The 14,260-nt window shown below is 37.3% G+C and carries 13 protein-coding genes and 1 pseudogene; 3 read left to right on the forward strand and 11 right to left on the reverse strand.

Translation table 11 applies throughout. The features are described 5' to 3' along the window. Nucleotides 1–8: 8 nt before the first annotated feature. Together NMK36_RS05760 and NMK36_RS05765 are read right to left on the reverse strand one after the other, a co-directional pair. Nucleotides 9–3,317, reverse strand: coding sequence for a DUF3987 domain-containing protein (locus NMK36_RS05760; RefSeq protein WP_254173259.1), 3,309 nt, complete (start codon nucleotides 3,315–3,317; stop codon nucleotides 9–11). Further along, nucleotides 3,310–3,477 carry a hypothetical protein gene (locus tag NMK36_RS05765; protein WP_254173260.1) on the reverse strand — a complete coding sequence of 56 codons (168 nt, stop codon included), beginning with the start codon at nucleotides 3,475–3,477 and terminating at the stop codon, nucleotides 3,310–3,312. The genes NMK36_RS05760 and NMK36_RS05765 overlap by 8 nt, the downstream gene beginning before the upstream one ends. Before the next feature lie 628 nt (nucleotides 3,478–4,105). Here NMK36_RS05765 and NMK36_RS05770 point away from each other — a divergent pair. Both NMK36_RS05770 and NMK36_RS05775 read left to right on the forward strand, forming a co-directional pair. Continuing rightward, nucleotides 4,106–4,429: a helix-turn-helix domain-containing protein gene (locus tag NMK36_RS05770; RefSeq protein WP_072717408.1), complete on the forward strand. Its 324-nt coding sequence runs from the start codon at nucleotides 4,106–4,108 to the stop codon at nucleotides 4,427–4,429. Between the two features lie 158 nt (nucleotides 4,430–4,587). Continuing rightward, nucleotides 4,588–4,863 (forward strand): lipase, encoded by a 276-nt coding sequence (locus tag NMK36_RS05775; RefSeq protein ID WP_072717409.1) that lies wholly within the window; start codon nucleotides 4,588–4,590, stop codon nucleotides 4,861–4,863. Nucleotides 4,864–4,916: 53 nt separating this feature from the next. Here the strand turns inward: NMK36_RS05775 and NMK36_RS05780 are convergent, their stop codons facing one another. The 9 genes and pseudogenes from NMK36_RS05780 to NMK36_RS05820 form a co-directional block, all read right to left on the reverse strand. Further along, nucleotides 4,917–5,624: a hypothetical protein gene (locus tag NMK36_RS05780; RefSeq protein ID WP_254173261.1), complete on the reverse strand. Its 708-nt coding sequence runs from the start codon at nucleotides 5,622–5,624 to the stop codon at nucleotides 4,917–4,919. Between the two features lie 30 nt (nucleotides 5,625–5,654). After that, the gene (locus tag NMK36_RS05785; protein ID WP_254173262.1) at nucleotides 5,655–7,391 is read right to left on the reverse strand and encodes a TrbI/VirB10 family protein; all 1,737 of its coding nucleotides are present in this window, start codon (nucleotides 7,389–7,391) and stop codon (nucleotides 5,655–5,657) included. Between the two features lie 15 nt (nucleotides 7,392–7,406). After that, the gene (locus NMK36_RS05790; RefSeq protein WP_254173263.1) at nucleotides 7,407–8,123 is read right to left on the reverse strand and encodes a hypothetical protein; all 717 of its coding nucleotides are present in this window, start codon (nucleotides 8,121–8,123) and stop codon (nucleotides 7,407–7,409) included. A 1-nt stretch (nucleotide 8,124) separates the two neighbouring features. Further along, complete coding sequence (locus tag NMK36_RS05795) at nucleotides 8,125–8,979, reverse strand: hypothetical protein (protein ID WP_254173264.1); 855 nt, start codon at nucleotides 8,977–8,979, stop codon at nucleotides 8,125–8,127. Between the two features lie 102 nt (nucleotides 8,980–9,081). After that, nucleotides 9,082–9,627, reverse strand: a pseudogene (locus tag NMK36_RS05800) (2OG-Fe(II) oxygenase); the annotation flags it as partial. An 86-nt stretch (nucleotides 9,628–9,713) separates the two neighbouring features. After that, nucleotides 9,714–10,544 (reverse strand): SAM-dependent methyltransferase, encoded by an 831-nt coding sequence (locus NMK36_RS05805; RefSeq protein ID WP_254173266.1) that lies wholly within the window; start codon nucleotides 10,542–10,544, stop codon nucleotides 9,714–9,716. A 29-nt stretch (nucleotides 10,545–10,573) separates the two neighbouring features. Then, nucleotides 10,574–10,954, reverse strand: coding sequence for a hypothetical protein (locus tag NMK36_RS05810; protein ID WP_254173267.1), 381 nt, complete (start codon nucleotides 10,952–10,954; stop codon nucleotides 10,574–10,576). A gap of 1 nt (nucleotide 10,955) precedes the next feature. Continuing rightward, entirely contained in the window at nucleotides 10,956–12,107 is a 1,152-nt protein-coding gene (grrM, locus tag NMK36_RS05815) for a cyclophane-forming radical SAM/SPASM peptide maturase GrrM/OscB (protein WP_254173268.1), read from the reverse strand. A gap of 153 nt (nucleotides 12,108–12,260) precedes the next feature. Continuing rightward, nucleotides 12,261–12,506, reverse strand: coding sequence for a hypothetical protein (locus NMK36_RS05820; RefSeq protein ID WP_254173269.1), 246 nt, complete (start codon nucleotides 12,504–12,506; stop codon nucleotides 12,261–12,263). A 193-nt stretch (nucleotides 12,507–12,699) separates the two neighbouring features. Between NMK36_RS05820 and NMK36_RS05825 the strand changes: the two genes are divergently transcribed. After that, nucleotides 12,700–14,079, forward strand: a complete 1,380-nt coding sequence (locus NMK36_RS05825) for an NB-ARC domain-containing protein (RefSeq protein WP_254173270.1) — start codon at nucleotides 12,700–12,702, stop codon at nucleotides 14,077–14,079. The last annotated feature ends 181 nt before the right edge of the window (nucleotides 14,080–14,260 follow it).

Below are 14,260 nucleotides of genomic sequence, written 5' to 3' on the forward strand. Positions count from 1 at the left end.
GAAAATATCTAAGTCCCATTAGGTTCAAACCCCGAATCGGGATCTACCCTGTGCTGCAAATTTTCTACTGAATCGGAATTTTCTTCCAACAGATTGTCGGAAATTCCGACATCGTTCCGACAAGTTTCCGACAGCCTTTCATCGTCTAAAATTCCTTGCTCATAAAGATCTGGAGAGCTTTCATCATCAGAATTCCGACAATTCCGACAATTTTGATCAAATAACCTTTCCCCTAACTCGGAAAGACTGCTTTCGGCTACTGGAATAACTTTAGAAGTTTCCTCATCCCCCAGTTGGCTAGAGTTATTTTCAAGCTGGGTTGAAAAAAATGTTTTTGGGTCGGAATTGTCGGAATTTTTGACGAGTGACGGTTGGATTGAACTCCCATTCGGTTTTTCATTCACTTGAGGGGTGTCGGAATAGCAGTCGGAATGATTCGGAATTCCGACATTTGCTTGAGAAATCGGAATTGCTCTAATTCGTAAGTCTTTGCCTTTCCCAGATAAAACTGCATATCCATTCTCAGTCAGGGTAGCAAAATCCTGTCGGATTTCCGCAAGGGTGGGTTTCGGTTTGCAACGCTTAAACACAGTATTTTGAACTTGTACCGCCGAGACTTCTGTTCCTTTTCTTAAAGCATAGGCGTGAATTGAAGACAATCGCCCAGGGAGAGAATCGGATTGATGGTTATTCGTTTGAATAATACGGAACTGTCCGATACTAAACTTTGCCGCTAAAATAGCTCGTTCTAAAGTTTCGATACCCACCCGCAAGGGGTCAGATTTTTGCTCATATTTTAATTCCATGCAGTGCAACAGCAGTGCTAATCTCAAGGTTTGACTGAGCATTTTGCCCAAATAGGCAAATAATGCCGGATTCTCAAATTCTACCCCCTGTTGATTGCGCCGAACTTCCTCCCACCATCGCTGCCACCGTCGCCGTGCTTGGGGAGTAAAAGATAATAAAAAAGGCAGTTGTTCCTCGTGAGAATCATCGGAAGAAGTTGAGAACAGATCCCCATCCTCTTGCATTGCAACTGCTTCATCCCTGCCGATTAAAGATTCATTTTCCTTATTTCTACCTTTACAAAATTCTCGTAATCGCTGATGTAACACCCGCAGATGCTCATATAAATCTTGTAATTCTTGATTAATTGCAACGACTGAATCTGACCAAACCGCAAAGTTATCGGGACTGGCAGGAACCGCAATTAAAAAGCGACTAATTAGACCATCTCCATCATCAGGATCACTAAACAAGGTTTTAATTTTTGAAAGTTGAGTTGCACCTGTTAAATTTAAACACAAATCTTTGAGTTCAAAAGAATCTTCTTCATTGGAACGCTCAAATTCGAGATCTGATGGAGAATTCCAAGTTTGTAATAAAATTTGACGGGTATCTCCCCCTTTATCTTTATATTGATCTAATTTTAACAATCGCACTAATTCATCAAAAACCCAAACACAGCCACTCCTCGAAGCTAATTCACTCAATCGTCTTAAAGCTCCTTCTGGAGTTCCAGCTTCAATTAACTTTTTGGGTGGTGGCGGTGGCATGGTGGCTTTAAATACCGTAGGATTGAGTTGACTATTTTTGAGTTCTTCCTTCTCTTCTGATGACTTTTGTTGCCATGCTTCTTCTAAACCCTGTAACTCGGTTTTGAGTTTTTTATATTCTGTTTTACTTTGCCTATAGCGATGTTTAATGGGATCAAAAATAGAGCGCATCGTCTGACTTTTTCCACCTGATGCCAAGGCAATAACCATTGTCCAAAAAATAGGGTATTCTATCCAACTATCAGCTACCGTTGCACCTTGTTTACCAACAATGCCAATATGTCCGCCCATTTCACTACCACAAGCTGTTAAGAGATATTGATAAAGATAAGCCGGATCAAGTCGGTCAGAATCGGCTTTTGTTAATAAAGCTTGGGCGAGAGGAGCGGGTAAAATTTGGGTAATATTAAGTTTTTGTTGACGGTAATTGAGGAGTTTATTCAGTTCGCGGGCATCTTCTGTACGTCTTTCTTGATTACCAATATAAGTTTCAATCTCAACGGCTAACTGTTTAACACCTCTGAGCGGATAGCCTTTCGCTGATGAGAGTTCAACAAAAGCAGCACTTTGTTGAGGAGGGTTATTGTCACTTGTTAAAATAGTCGTAACTTGATCATATAAAGACGGAGTGTTATTTAAAGTGCGATCGCCTGAATGATTAGAAGCATCAGACATACTATTATGGTTGTTATGCCCATTTTCAGTACGGATTATTTGAGGTGAATTTAGATGAAAAGTATGACTCCCATTAAACAGCGATTGCCCTCGAAATGGTGAACTCCAGCCATCTTGTTTTGCCATCAATGCTAGAGTCCCAATTCCTACTCCACTTTTGTTAAAAGATTTCCATTTCTTATCACATTCTCCAGGTTTATATTTAGAAGATTGGCGACTCCAACTTTCCCACTCATGGAGTAAAGACTCATCAATGGACTTAAGAATCATACCAACGGTACACCAGTCTTCGTAATGATCAGCCCGACTTGGGGATAACGCGGCTAGATAAGACAAAGCCCAATCTGCATCAGTCCATTGCAGTTGAGAGTTGTTTGAAGTTGGGGAATAATAGATGTTAACTTCATTGTGAAGGGGATATGGCTTTGCTGCGGTAGCAGGTTCTGTCTCCTCTTGAAGCATTGCTTCTATGAGCCACAAAGGAGCGATGGCAATTGCAATTTCATCAGGAGCGCAACCGCTCACCCAAACATACTCTCCCGTTGTGGGGTGAACACTCGGAGGTAAAACAGATTGCAAACCAACCCAGCGCAATTCAAGCTGTTCGTCTTTGCCATCATCCCCTCTAACGACCGTCGGGAATTTGCGAGTTCGCAGTGATTGAGCATACTGTTGCGGGACTAAAAATAAGTATTGGCAACGCCCAGGGCGACCCGAAGTAAATGCAACCGTTGCAGGTAAAGATTCTCCGCCAGAGAGTTCGAGAATTTTTGCTCTGGCACTGGCGCCATCTTGGTCGAGAGCCATTAAATAATAAATGTTCCCTTCCAGTTCAACAGGTGTACCTGTAATCAGCCCATAACCTTTGGGATAACATTGGTACTGAGTGCCATCAGCTTTATCCACCTTCCAGCCTTGAATAATGGCTGTTTTCATTTGCTCAGGAGTTAAGGGATTTTGCTGCCAACCGATGCCTTGGGGAACTTTTTTCCCATCGAGTAGACACAATGACCAATTGGGGGGAATGCGGGATAGCCCTTGATGAAGACGGGCTTTGAGGTCATTTTGGAAATGGGAATTACTCATGATGCGCCCCTTCAATATTAAAATTTAAGTTTTCAAAACAAATAACAGCACTTTTTCTTTGTTTCGTTTGGATACAGATGTCAGTCACGTTTGCTCCTACAGCAAAAGGGTTTTTTAAGGAGCCAAAGTTTCCAGCTAAAATATCCCAGATGGATAACATTTTGGGATGTACCTATTGCATCAGAGCTTCTGATTCTGTATGATGAAGCTACTGCTGATTGCCCAAGCATTGGCATGGCAATAGAAACTATTGCTGAAAAAGATTGGCATAGGTTTACTGCCCATTGCCGGTACATTGGCAGTAGAGCAAGGACTACAGGCATCGGTGGTGATGACTGTAAAAATACCCCGATTGTTGAATGGATAAAAAGCAACGGTAAAGGAAAAACTCAGAATGGGGATTCTTAGGTTGTTTTTCTGATTAACTGTTGGCTTTAAATTTGATCCAAGCCTCACTGATAATTTTATTCAGAGTCTCAGTGAGGCAAAATTCCCTAAACAAGTAGAATGCTAAAGCAGCTTATTTGAACTGGGTTCAGCGTTACTGATTAGAAAATTCTTCATTTACTAATCTTATAATTGATAAAAACTTTTATCAAGTTAAGAATTGTTAAGGTTCAGGTCAATAGATTTACTTCTGCTGGCACATTCCCTTATAAGTGGGGAATGAGCTATAATGGAAGATGTGTCAACCTATCCGATAGTCGATATAAGGCTATAAAGCGCATTAATGCTGCTTGATTGCTTCATTCAATCGGTTGTTAACTTTTGGCTGCCTGGGAACTGTAATGTCAGCAAAACTAGAAGAAAACCTAGCATTAGATATCCGAATCCACAAACGCATTGGTCAGTTGATAGAGGCGTTAGTGGAAGATGAGCGTGTGGGTAGTTCTAGAGAGTTAGGAAGACTCACCGGAGTTTCTTTCAATACGCTAGTTAACTGGTGTGAAGGAAAATCTGACCCCAGATTGCAAAAGCTCATGCAGTTTGCTTATGCGATTGGTTGGTCAATGACAGAACTCATGCAGTATGCGGAAGGGGATGAAGATCCCTATGAAGCGATCGCGCGTAAAAAAAAAGTCCAATACCAACAGTACCAGAAAGCATCTTAACGACAGAAACTGAGAACGATCAACTGCTGGAATATTTAACAACAACATTCACTCCAGAACAGATTCAAAAACGTGAATTATTTTTACAATACAATCAACCTGATTTATTACCCAATCTTAGCTCTCGTAAGAAGCTTTTTGTCTTATTGATAGACAGTATGGCAATTCAGAATATTTCAGAAGTTGAGGTTTTGAAGAAAACAACGATTCCCAAAAAATTGTGGGAAAAGATCCGACATTTAGACATGAATTTTAATTTTTCTCGCTTCAACTTAGAACAACTTGCTTCTTATCTTTTTCAAGTAGAAACTTGGGAAGAATTAAGACCTGTTTTTAAATTACCTTATAGCTCTTACCAAAACAACATAAGCCAACTCATTGAAGATTTACAATTTAACTCTTCAACACAACAGAACTTACCAGGTGTTGCTTAATTAGTTTTTGAGAACTTTAAGGTACGATATTCTTCCCTATAGCTCTATCAAATTTATAGCTTCTCAAGCCCCAATTTTCCCAAGGAAATAAGAATCGGCATAGACAGTTGAGTTTTGGCTGATGCTTCAGAAATTCCCATGCCATTTCTGACCAACGTTAGAAACTCTCGAACTTTGAAAACAACCGGATCTGTGGCAGGAGTATAACCTTTTTGAATAGCAATTTTTAAACCTTGTTCAATATCTTGGAGTGTAGCAATACGCTGATGATCTACAAACACTGTCGATTCCTGCCCTAGTGTACCCGTAGTCATCGCAATTCCATTACTGGTTGGCTGTCCTGAATGGGGAATAATATTAAACAAATAGAGACGTTCAATACCTTGACTAGAGCGAGTTTTAATGACAAGATTAGTAATAGAAGTGGTGGTTGCCCCTGGAAAATTTAAAGGTTGAATGGGTTGAACTAATACCATCCGAGCTTGATTACTTTTTAATTCTATATCAGTATTAAAAACTGCTTTAGAAGGGTCAGCTAATCGAATATAAGTAACAATTTCATCGGTTTGGCTAAAGTCAATCACGCTAAAGCGACCTGGCCAGACGGGGAGATTCGTGGTTGTACGAGTTGCCGTATCCCGACTCATCGGTTGTAAAGCTGGATTTTGAGCAGAACTTTGGGAAGATAAACTGGTGATTAGAATTGTTGAGAGAACAGGAGAAAGTACAATTAGACCCATCTTTTGAAGAAGTTTTTTCATGATGCAATAACCTCGAATTAAATTCAGTGATTAATTGACCGTAATAAAAGCATTAACAAAAATTGAAACTTCCGTTCCTTCTGGTACAATTGCCACATTACCTCGCTTCATCAGTTCTTCTAACGTTTGATCTGAACGTTCACGTAAACGTTGAGCCGTAGGTGTAAAGAAACCTTCCAAAGCTGCGGCTAAAATATTAGGTTGAGAGCGTCCAGTAAGAGTTTCCACACTGCTACTTCCCAATAGCCCACTGTGTTGACTTAATGTGCGTTGAGTGGGTTGATTAATAATTTGTCCAACCCGTCCTAAACTACTTAATACACCAACTAAAATATCGGTTTTAGCAATTGTAGAACCCCGCTCAAATAATCGTTGAGCAATCAACGGTTTGTTATTTGAACCTCGAATCAGTAAGCTTTCTTCAGGGATAGGCATCTGCTGAATATTGCCAGTAGAATCGGGATAAACTATTGCAACAGCACTTTGAGAAACCAAGCGATTACCAGGCGTAACATTATCAACTTCGGTAATTAAAATAGTTCCAGTGGGTAAAGCGATCGCCCCATCAGTAGCTAACAAATCCTCAGTTAATTCCACTGCAAATCTTCCCGCCGTTGGGCTTTGGTTTGTTTCATCCCAAATCATCGGTACAATCACTTTTCCCTTAACAGATGAACCAATTGCAATCTGTTTAGGAGAAGTATATTCAGTTCCATTCTCGTCAACTATTGTGCGGTTAAGAATACCGATTTCTCCGGCACTCATTTCATCAACCGTTGAAGCAGAAGTTAAACGTTCTGGGCTAGGATTACCAATAACAACTGTTTTGATTTCTTGATGTTGTTCAGACTGTTTTGGAGAAGAGATGGTGGGTGAACTAATCTGCATAAATTGTTCAGTTTGAGGAATAGATGTTGGTGCTGCTACGGCCGTTGTCATCCCAAAAGACGGAGGTGTAATAGAATTGCGGGCGATCGCTGGATAGTCTGTAACATCGGCTTGGCTTTGTCCTAAAGAGGCTAACTCCGCCCAGCGTTGATAGGGGTCAACTTCTTCTAATGGGGGATTTGAAGGGCGAGATGCTACGGTTGGTGCGGGGGGTGGTGCAGGACGAGGGGCAGGTACAGGCGGTACAGGGGGAGGAACAACTTGTACTGTTCTGGGTCTGGGTGGTGGTGCCGCTTGAACAGGTCTTACAGGTTGGGGGGTTGCAGCATTAGATGCAGGTGTAGGTTGGGGTTTAGAAGGTGGCGCTGCATTTGAAGTAGGCAGTTTTTTAGGCGTTGGAGATTGAGCGTTTAGGGTTCGTTGCTGATCTTGAAAAGCGAGTTGACTTTTCAGTTCGCCTGATTCATCTTTAGGGGAAAATGTTGTTACTTCGGGTTTTGAAGTTTTCGGTTGTTGAGCAACAGGTTTAGGAGCAAAAAAGACAAACCATAAGAAACCAAAAACGCCTAAAACCAAACCTGTAGCAGTCAAAACAGAAAACATCCGAACAGATGGTTTTTGAGAAAGTTCTCGACTTTCTACTGGTTCATCATCCTGTTTAATTCTGTATTCGGAAGCTAACAATTCTAAAGCATCTTGATCATAGCCCGCTAATAATCTTTCTTCATCAGGGCTAAGTTCATCCATTGTTTCTGAAAAGCTAGAGATCGATGTTTTAGAGGAATTTTGCTGCTTTAAATTAAACCTAGTTAATCCTTCTTCAATCGTATCAGGTTCAGAATTAAAATCAGGTTGATATTGAAAACCATTATTACTCATGATTTTGACCTCACTTTATTGGGGATTGAATTCAGTGATTTTATTAATCTCTAACCCCGCAGAGCGGATTTCATAAACTTTTTGCTCAAATGCGGATGCTTGCTCGCCTAATGGGGCCGTTTGAATCTCAACGGCGTTAATTCTAAAGGTTCGATTGAACGGAATTCTTTCATCTTTTCCTAAACTCCGATCAACAATTAACCGAGTGGCAATCATATCAACTTCCCATTCTCCAGGGCGAATTTCTCTGGGTTCAGAAAGAAACGAAATAATAATCGTCGAGCGAACTTGACCCGAAAAAACGTTACTCGGAACCAATTCAGCAATTTTATCAAGAGAAGCCTTGCCAAATTCAGGTTCCATTAATAAAGAAGCAAAGTAGGTACTGGTTGGAACTCGTTTTGAATTGACTTTGATCCCTGAGTCAGTTTCATTCGTACCCGGAAGTTTACTATCCCAATTAAAGGTTAATTCAGCCCAAGTCTTGATGAAATTTTGGATAACTGATGGATAGCGAAACCGTTGGTCTCGTTCAGAAACATAATAAGTTTGACCATTGATGAGTTGAACTTGAGTTGTTCTTAAACTAGCCAATGAATTCATACGGGAGGCAATAAACAAATGTAGAATTAGCGTGACAAAATTGATAGCTGTTAAAATCACAAAACACAAGGCAAGCCAATTTTTGGCTTCGGGAAGTAGTGCAGGTTGTGTTAATTTTTGAAGCTTCATATTATCGGAATCCTTTGTAAATAATCAGATTACTTGCGGCTCCAAGCGCATTGCTGAATAAATCGACCAGTTGTTTGGCATGACCCGCAATGCCGTTGTATAAAGCAATTCCTCCTCCTCCGGCGATGAGAAGAGCTAATGCAGGGGCAAAAATACTGATGAAGAACAGGAAAGCAACATCACTGGCCAGTTCTGCTCCTGAGTTCACCAGAACAACGGCAGCCAGTCCAACGATAATGTTGTAGCCAAGCTGGACACCAAATAAACTGAGAAAACCTGTTGTCCAAGCCCAAATCGGACGACCTTGCAGAGGCAGAAGAGACAACCCCATTGCGATCGGTGCAAATAAACCAGTCAGCAGTAAAGCCGCTTCAAGAACGTTGACGAAGGCCCACTGAATGCTGTACAGAATAAAACGAAGAATAGGTATGGCTTTTTCGCGAAACACTGAACCCGGGTCAGTGACGAAAGTAACGGCATCTTCAGCAGCACCGAATAAAGTACGATTCCAAAGCATTTGTCCAAAGGTTCGTAATGCTTGCAAAGGAACAGAACCCGCCGCTTGTCTTTCAGCTTCATCAACAATTTTTTGCGCCGCTTCACGTTTAGAATTCCAACAGGTTACGAGTTCTTCACCGACTTGATTTCGACATTCACTATAGAGATTTTCAAGCTGCTGTTTACCAATACTACTGAGGGTAACGTTAGTAATTGCATCTCTAAAGGTGAGTTCTCCCAATTGAGCTTCTGTGGCAAATCGCCATCCTAAAACACTTTTTCCAGAACCCGATTCTCCGATAATTAAAGCTAGACTAATTTGATTATAAAACAAATTAATAAAAATCGGTTTAGCCAAGAAAAATGAGAAAATTTAACACCAACTTCGGAATTAGTTCAAGATAAATTTTAATTACTAATATTGTTAACAAGAGACTTCAATATCACCAAGGGAAAGTGTTTACAATGAATCAAGCTTATATTTAGCTAAGGCTATATTAGCACGTGATACATATTTTACTCCCTCTAAAACTTCAATTGCTTGGTGCAAGACACCATGCTCAAAAAGAAGTGCTTTTCCAAGTTCAGGAATAACTCTAATGTGTTTTTTTGGAAACGCTGTTTCTCCTCCTATAACAGAATCGCTTAAGTATACTAAAAGGGTATGGGTTGACCAAATATTAGGTTCAATTTCTCTAGCTCTATCGTAGTGTGGAGTAATATAATCTCCTTTATAGTAACGATAACATTCAATAATTTGTTGAATAGAAATGATGCTTGCAATTTCATGACATTCACAAATACACCTTTGTAGATGGTAAAAAAGCATCAAATAAACTTCAGAAGACTCAATAAAAGTTTCTTGATTATAACGTCCCATTGCTTGCTTATGTGCTATTGTAAAGCCCCCCGAACAAGCTATTTTAACTATTAAATTGCATTCTTCAGTATTTAACATCTTTTTAATTTGCCAAATACCATTAGCCAATTTATCCATGTTTGTATGATTAAATAGTTTTTAATTATAATATTTAATTTACTTGAATAATAGAGCAATTATGCGTTAAAACCAGTGGTTTTAACGCATTAAAATTAAATTGAGTAATTATTACTAAAATAATTTTGATCTTGCATTTTAGTTAAAAACTCCAAATTTTCTTTAGGTTTATGAAGTTTAGGAATAAAAAGAGATGAACCTCGAATGTGTTCAGGGTTAGTAGAATCAAGCTCCTCCAAGCAAATAGGCATAATCTCTGAAGTATTTTCGCTACTTAAAGGACAACTAATTAGGAATAGCTGATGATTAGAAGGATAGAAGCGCAGTAAATACGTTTTCAAGGGACTTAAAACATCTTTTTTGGGAATTCTATATGCTGTTGTATAAGAAGTTCCAAATGTGCTTATTTGTAATAAGATACAAGGGACATTAACTCTTGGCTCAAGATTAAAACCCACAAGCATAGAAGCATCATAAATTTGTAAACCAGGAGCTACTTCATATTTTAAGTCAACCATTATTGTATCAATAGACGAGATTGCGGGAAAAATCTTAACTGTCAAACCTTGCTTTTCTGCACCTTGAATAATCCACTGAGTTACACTATCAAATACTACTGGATTCCCACTCGCTAAATAAGCAATTGGACGCTCTTGATGGGCGGCATCAAAAATTACTTGAGCCATAGCCTTATAGTTTTCTCGACGCAATCGATCTGGCTTATATAAATGCCATAAGTTTTTGATCTTTTTGTGTAAACCCAGAGGAGTATTTTTTTCATCATTGAGATGTGTTGCAATTGTATAAACTGATTGACAGTGTTCTAAAATTGCAATTGTTTCTAAGGTCAAATGTTCTGGGAACTTTATTCCAGAACCTACTATTGATATGTCAGGTAAATCATTTTCAAAAATGGCATTTTCCATAATACAAAACCTCAAAAAAATCTAGTTAACTAACAATGATCAAGTAAATCAGATATAGGAAATTCTTCAAGACGAATGGCTTTGATTGTAGAATATCCTAAAATCCACGCTTTTCCAATTCTGTGCATTCCGTCCAAAATTATTCCATTTGGTGCGATGATTATAGGAAAATCTAAATCTGCATCAAGCATCCTCTGACAGTGCTTGATAACATTTAAAACTGTTGGTAATTCAAACTCTCTAAACCATATATCTATATCCAAATTAAAATCTTTAATTGGTACTTCTTCAACCTTCATCCCAGATACAAAGTTCCAAAGGTTGAATACATCGAACTTATAGGTTTTATTATTAATTGTATATACTATAAAATGTTTGCCTTTATTATTCTTAGTATTTTCCATACTCATGCTAAATCTGTCTCCCCTTTAACTCAAGATAATCTAACATACTATCTACTAATGCTTTTGTATGAACCTTACAATGAAGAGTCTCTGCAACATCAAATCTTCCTGTTTCAGAAAACTTATTAGAGGGTGAACCACCCCCGCAAAAAGACCAATAATTGCATGATTCTTGACAAATTTTTAATCCAGCTTTAACTTCTATATTAACCGCTTTAAAAACAGGATTATCAAAAATAGAATTTATGGGATTATCAAAAATATTTCCCATAATGAAATTTTTAAATTTTGAACTTTGTGTTGCTGATAGTTCAGGGCAAAAAGTTGTATAATTTCCTAGATAATCAAAAGTTAGAATATGCAAAGGGGTATTAGTGCTATTGATTAGTATGCCTTTCCCATGAGGGTTATTTTTAATAATTGATGCAATTTGAAGGAATTCTCTAACCTCTGGGAAACCCTGATTAGCATCTACAAGTTCAAGAAATTTATTGATAAATTTTTTATACTGGTATATAGATTCATTAACTTGATAAGATGATGATAGGTTTTGACCACTAACCTCATCAATATTAAAGGCGATACACTGAATTCCATTATCAACAAAAAAATTAAACATTTCATCGGGATAATTAAGGGAAAAATCTGTCAACACAGAGATTGTAGTAAATAGAATGTTATTTTCTTGAAGTAAGCGTATCCCTCGCATGGTTTTTTTATGTGTTCCATATCCTGTATGAGTCACTCGATATTTATTATGAATAAATTCAGGCCCATCAATACTAACTCCTATATTGATCTTATTTGCTTGAAAAATACTAATCCATTCTTCGTCAATTAGAGTAGCATTAGTTTGAATACCATGCTGTAACTTACGTTGATATTTTAAGTTTATATGATTTAAGAGCCGAAAAGCGTCTCTATAAAAATCTTTTGGTACGGCCAGAGGTTCACCAGCGTGCCAGACTAATTCAATCGGATCAGGTAATGGACTTTTTAAAACTTCATCAAAGATGCGTTGCATAACCTCTAAGGACATTTGTTGTCTTAGATTGCGGTTAGGTAGATAGCAATACTTACAATCAAGATTACAAAAAGGGGTCGGTTGCAGTATAATTAATGGACTATGCGATCTAAACGCTTCAATGTTTAAATTCATTGGTACTTAACTCCACATATTAATTATTTCTACTCATAAACCCCAATATCAATTGCTATACAGTATACAGTGTAAACTCTATAAAAAAGGCAATAGCTTACTTGAACCTGCCTACAATAATAGCATTATCAAGTTAGTATGTAAGTCCTTTTTCTATTTCCAACTACTAAAGTTTCCCCAACTACTAAAATCAGCAAATCCTTGATATCTTGTTAAATAACTATCTGAATTTATTTCTGATTTATCAATATTTTTATTTTGACTGCCAGCTAAATTAAGGAGCGAAGTCTCGATAGCACTATTGTTATCTTGAGTAACCTTATCATATAACTGCAAGACACGAGCGGTAATAGAGTTATTAGAATTGCTGGTTTGAGGAATATTAGTAGTGATTGACATAATACTGTAGGTTACTCCTAACTGGTGGATTGCTATCTAGTTAAGCAAAAAAACTAAGTTACTACCAGAGGAAAATGCCTGATTAAATCCTGAGTTGTGTTACAGAATATTAATCTAATTGTCCGAAAATGCCTGATCATGCCTGCCCAAATTTCAGCTATAATGCCTGAAATGCTCAAATGATAGAGTTTGTATGGATGTTACAGAAATTTTACAATTTGCGAATGAGCTAGTGCTTGCCCAAACCGGAAAGCATTTAGATGATATTCAGGAAATTGTGATTAAGGGAGTTTGGGAGGGGCAGACTTATGAGAAAATCGCAGCAGAGTGCAATCGAAGTGAAAGTCACATTAGGGACATTGGTTATAAACTGTGGCAAGTCTTTTCAGAGCAATTAGAGCAAGATATTAATAAACGTAATTTTCGCTCTACTTTATCAAGGTTAAAATTCACATCATCTCCCATCATTATACAAAATAACAATCACCAGAATAATAATCATCATTTTAATTTTTGCTCATCTGCTGAAAATAAAAATAATCCTAATAGTATAAATACAAAGAATAATAACCACTACTTATATCATAATTTAACCCTAGCTCCTAAAATAAATCAGTTTTACGGACGGGAAATAGAACTTAAAATTCTATCCGATTGTTTGAAGAGTCAAAATACTCGCTTAATTTCAATTTTAGGATTACTAGGAATTGGTAAAACAACTCTAGTTAAACAGTTTGTTGATCTAAACTTGCAACTTTTTGATATCATTATTTGGAAAAGTATCAAGCTCTCTGAATCTTTAGATAGTATTTTCACTGAAACTTTAACAGCTATCGATAGTGATGTGACTGACGGTGAAAACAAAATTACTCAATTCTTTAATGTTTTACGTCATCAAAGATGTTTAATTATCCTTGATGATGTGCAAGAGTTATTTATCAGTGAACAATTAGCAGGACAGTTTAAAACTGAATATAAGAATTACCAAAAATTCTTTACGATGATGACGGAGATAGAAAATCAAAGTAGTTTAATTTTAATTAGTCAGGAACAGTGTCAAGAGATGGTTTGCTTAGATGAGGAATTATACCCAATTAAATCTTTAGAAATAAATGGTTTACATAACAGCGAATTTATAAAAGATAATGGGTTAAAAAATAATCATGATGGAGCAAAAATTATAGACTTATATGAAGGGAATCCGGCTTACTTAAAAGACATTTTGAATTTAATTAAAATAGTTTTTGCTGGTCAAGCTGATGATTTTTTGAAAGAAAATAGTTTAATAATAACTAAAGACATAAAATCTAGGTTAACAGAAATATTTAATCGGCTATCAATTTTAGAACAAAAGATTGTTGTGCAAATTAGTAAACTAGATGAACCCGTATCACGAGAAGATTTAAAACAAGTTTTACCGTTATCATCAACGGATTTAATAAATGGATTACAATCATTGAGTCAACGTTATTTGCTCAAAAGAATAGAAAAAGAAAAAATTTTATTTAATTTATCTCCTGTATTCAAACAGTATATCAGGACTAATCTTGAAAATTTAGAATTGTTAGAGTAAATTTTCTGGAGTATATATTCAACGGGCTACAGTAGGAAATAAGAGAGAAAATAGTGCATTTTTTCCCTACTTTTCCCTACCTGTTTTTAGCCGTTTTTTGGACTTGTGTGGAAAGAAAGAGGGGAAATGTAATTTTTATACTACAAATGTAACAAGAGCCAATGGAAAATTTTCCATTGAC

The sequence above is a fragment of the Planktothrix pseudagardhii genome, from assembly GCF_904830925.1.
Taxonomy (GTDB): Bacteria; Cyanobacteriota; Cyanobacteriia; order Cyanobacteriales; family Microcoleaceae; genus Planktothrix; species Planktothrix tepida.

What these genes read in the sequence shown, in the direction of transcription:
- NMK36_RS05760 (WP_254173259.1), bottom strand. Translation starts at nt 3,317, where the DNA reads ATGAGTAATTCCCATTTCCAAAATGACCTCAAAGCCCGTCTTCATCAA.
- NMK36_RS05765 (WP_254173260.1), bottom strand. Translation starts at nt 3,477, where the DNA reads ATGTTATCCATCTGGGATATTTTAGCTGGAAACTTTGGCTCCTTAAAA.
- NMK36_RS05770 (WP_072717408.1), top strand. Translation starts at nt 4,106, where the DNA reads ATGTCAGCAAAACTAGAAGAAAACCTAGCATTAGATATCCGAATCCAC.
- NMK36_RS05775 (WP_072717409.1), top strand. Translation starts at nt 4,588, where the DNA reads ATGGCAATTCAGAATATTTCAGAAGTTGAGGTTTTGAAGAAAACAACG.
- NMK36_RS05780 (WP_254173261.1), bottom strand. Translation starts at nt 5,624, where the DNA reads ATGAAAAAACTTCTTCAAAAGATGGGTCTAATTGTACTTTCTCCTGTT.
- NMK36_RS05785 (WP_254173262.1), bottom strand. Translation starts at nt 7,391, where the DNA reads ATGAGTAATAATGGTTTTCAATATCAACCTGATTTTAATTCTGAACCT.
- NMK36_RS05790 (WP_254173263.1), bottom strand. Translation starts at nt 8,123, where the DNA reads ATGAAGCTTCAAAAATTAACACAACCTGCACTACTTCCCGAAGCCAAA.
- NMK36_RS05805 (WP_254173266.1), bottom strand. Translation starts at nt 10,544, where the DNA reads ATGGAAAATGCCATTTTTGAAAATGATTTACCTGACATATCAATAGTA.
- NMK36_RS05810 (WP_254173267.1), bottom strand. Translation starts at nt 10,954, where the DNA reads ATGAGTATGGAAAATACTAAGAATAATAAAGGCAAACATTTTATAGTA.
- grrM (WP_254173268.1), bottom strand. Translation starts at nt 12,107, where the DNA reads ATGAATTTAAACATTGAAGCGTTTAGATCGCATAGTCCATTAATTATA.
- NMK36_RS05820 (WP_254173269.1), bottom strand. Translation starts at nt 12,506, where the DNA reads ATGTCAATCACTACTAATATTCCTCAAACCAGCAATTCTAATAACTCT.
- NMK36_RS05825 (WP_254173270.1), top strand. Translation starts at nt 12,700, where the DNA reads ATGGATGTTACAGAAATTTTACAATTTGCGAATGAGCTAGTGCTTGCC.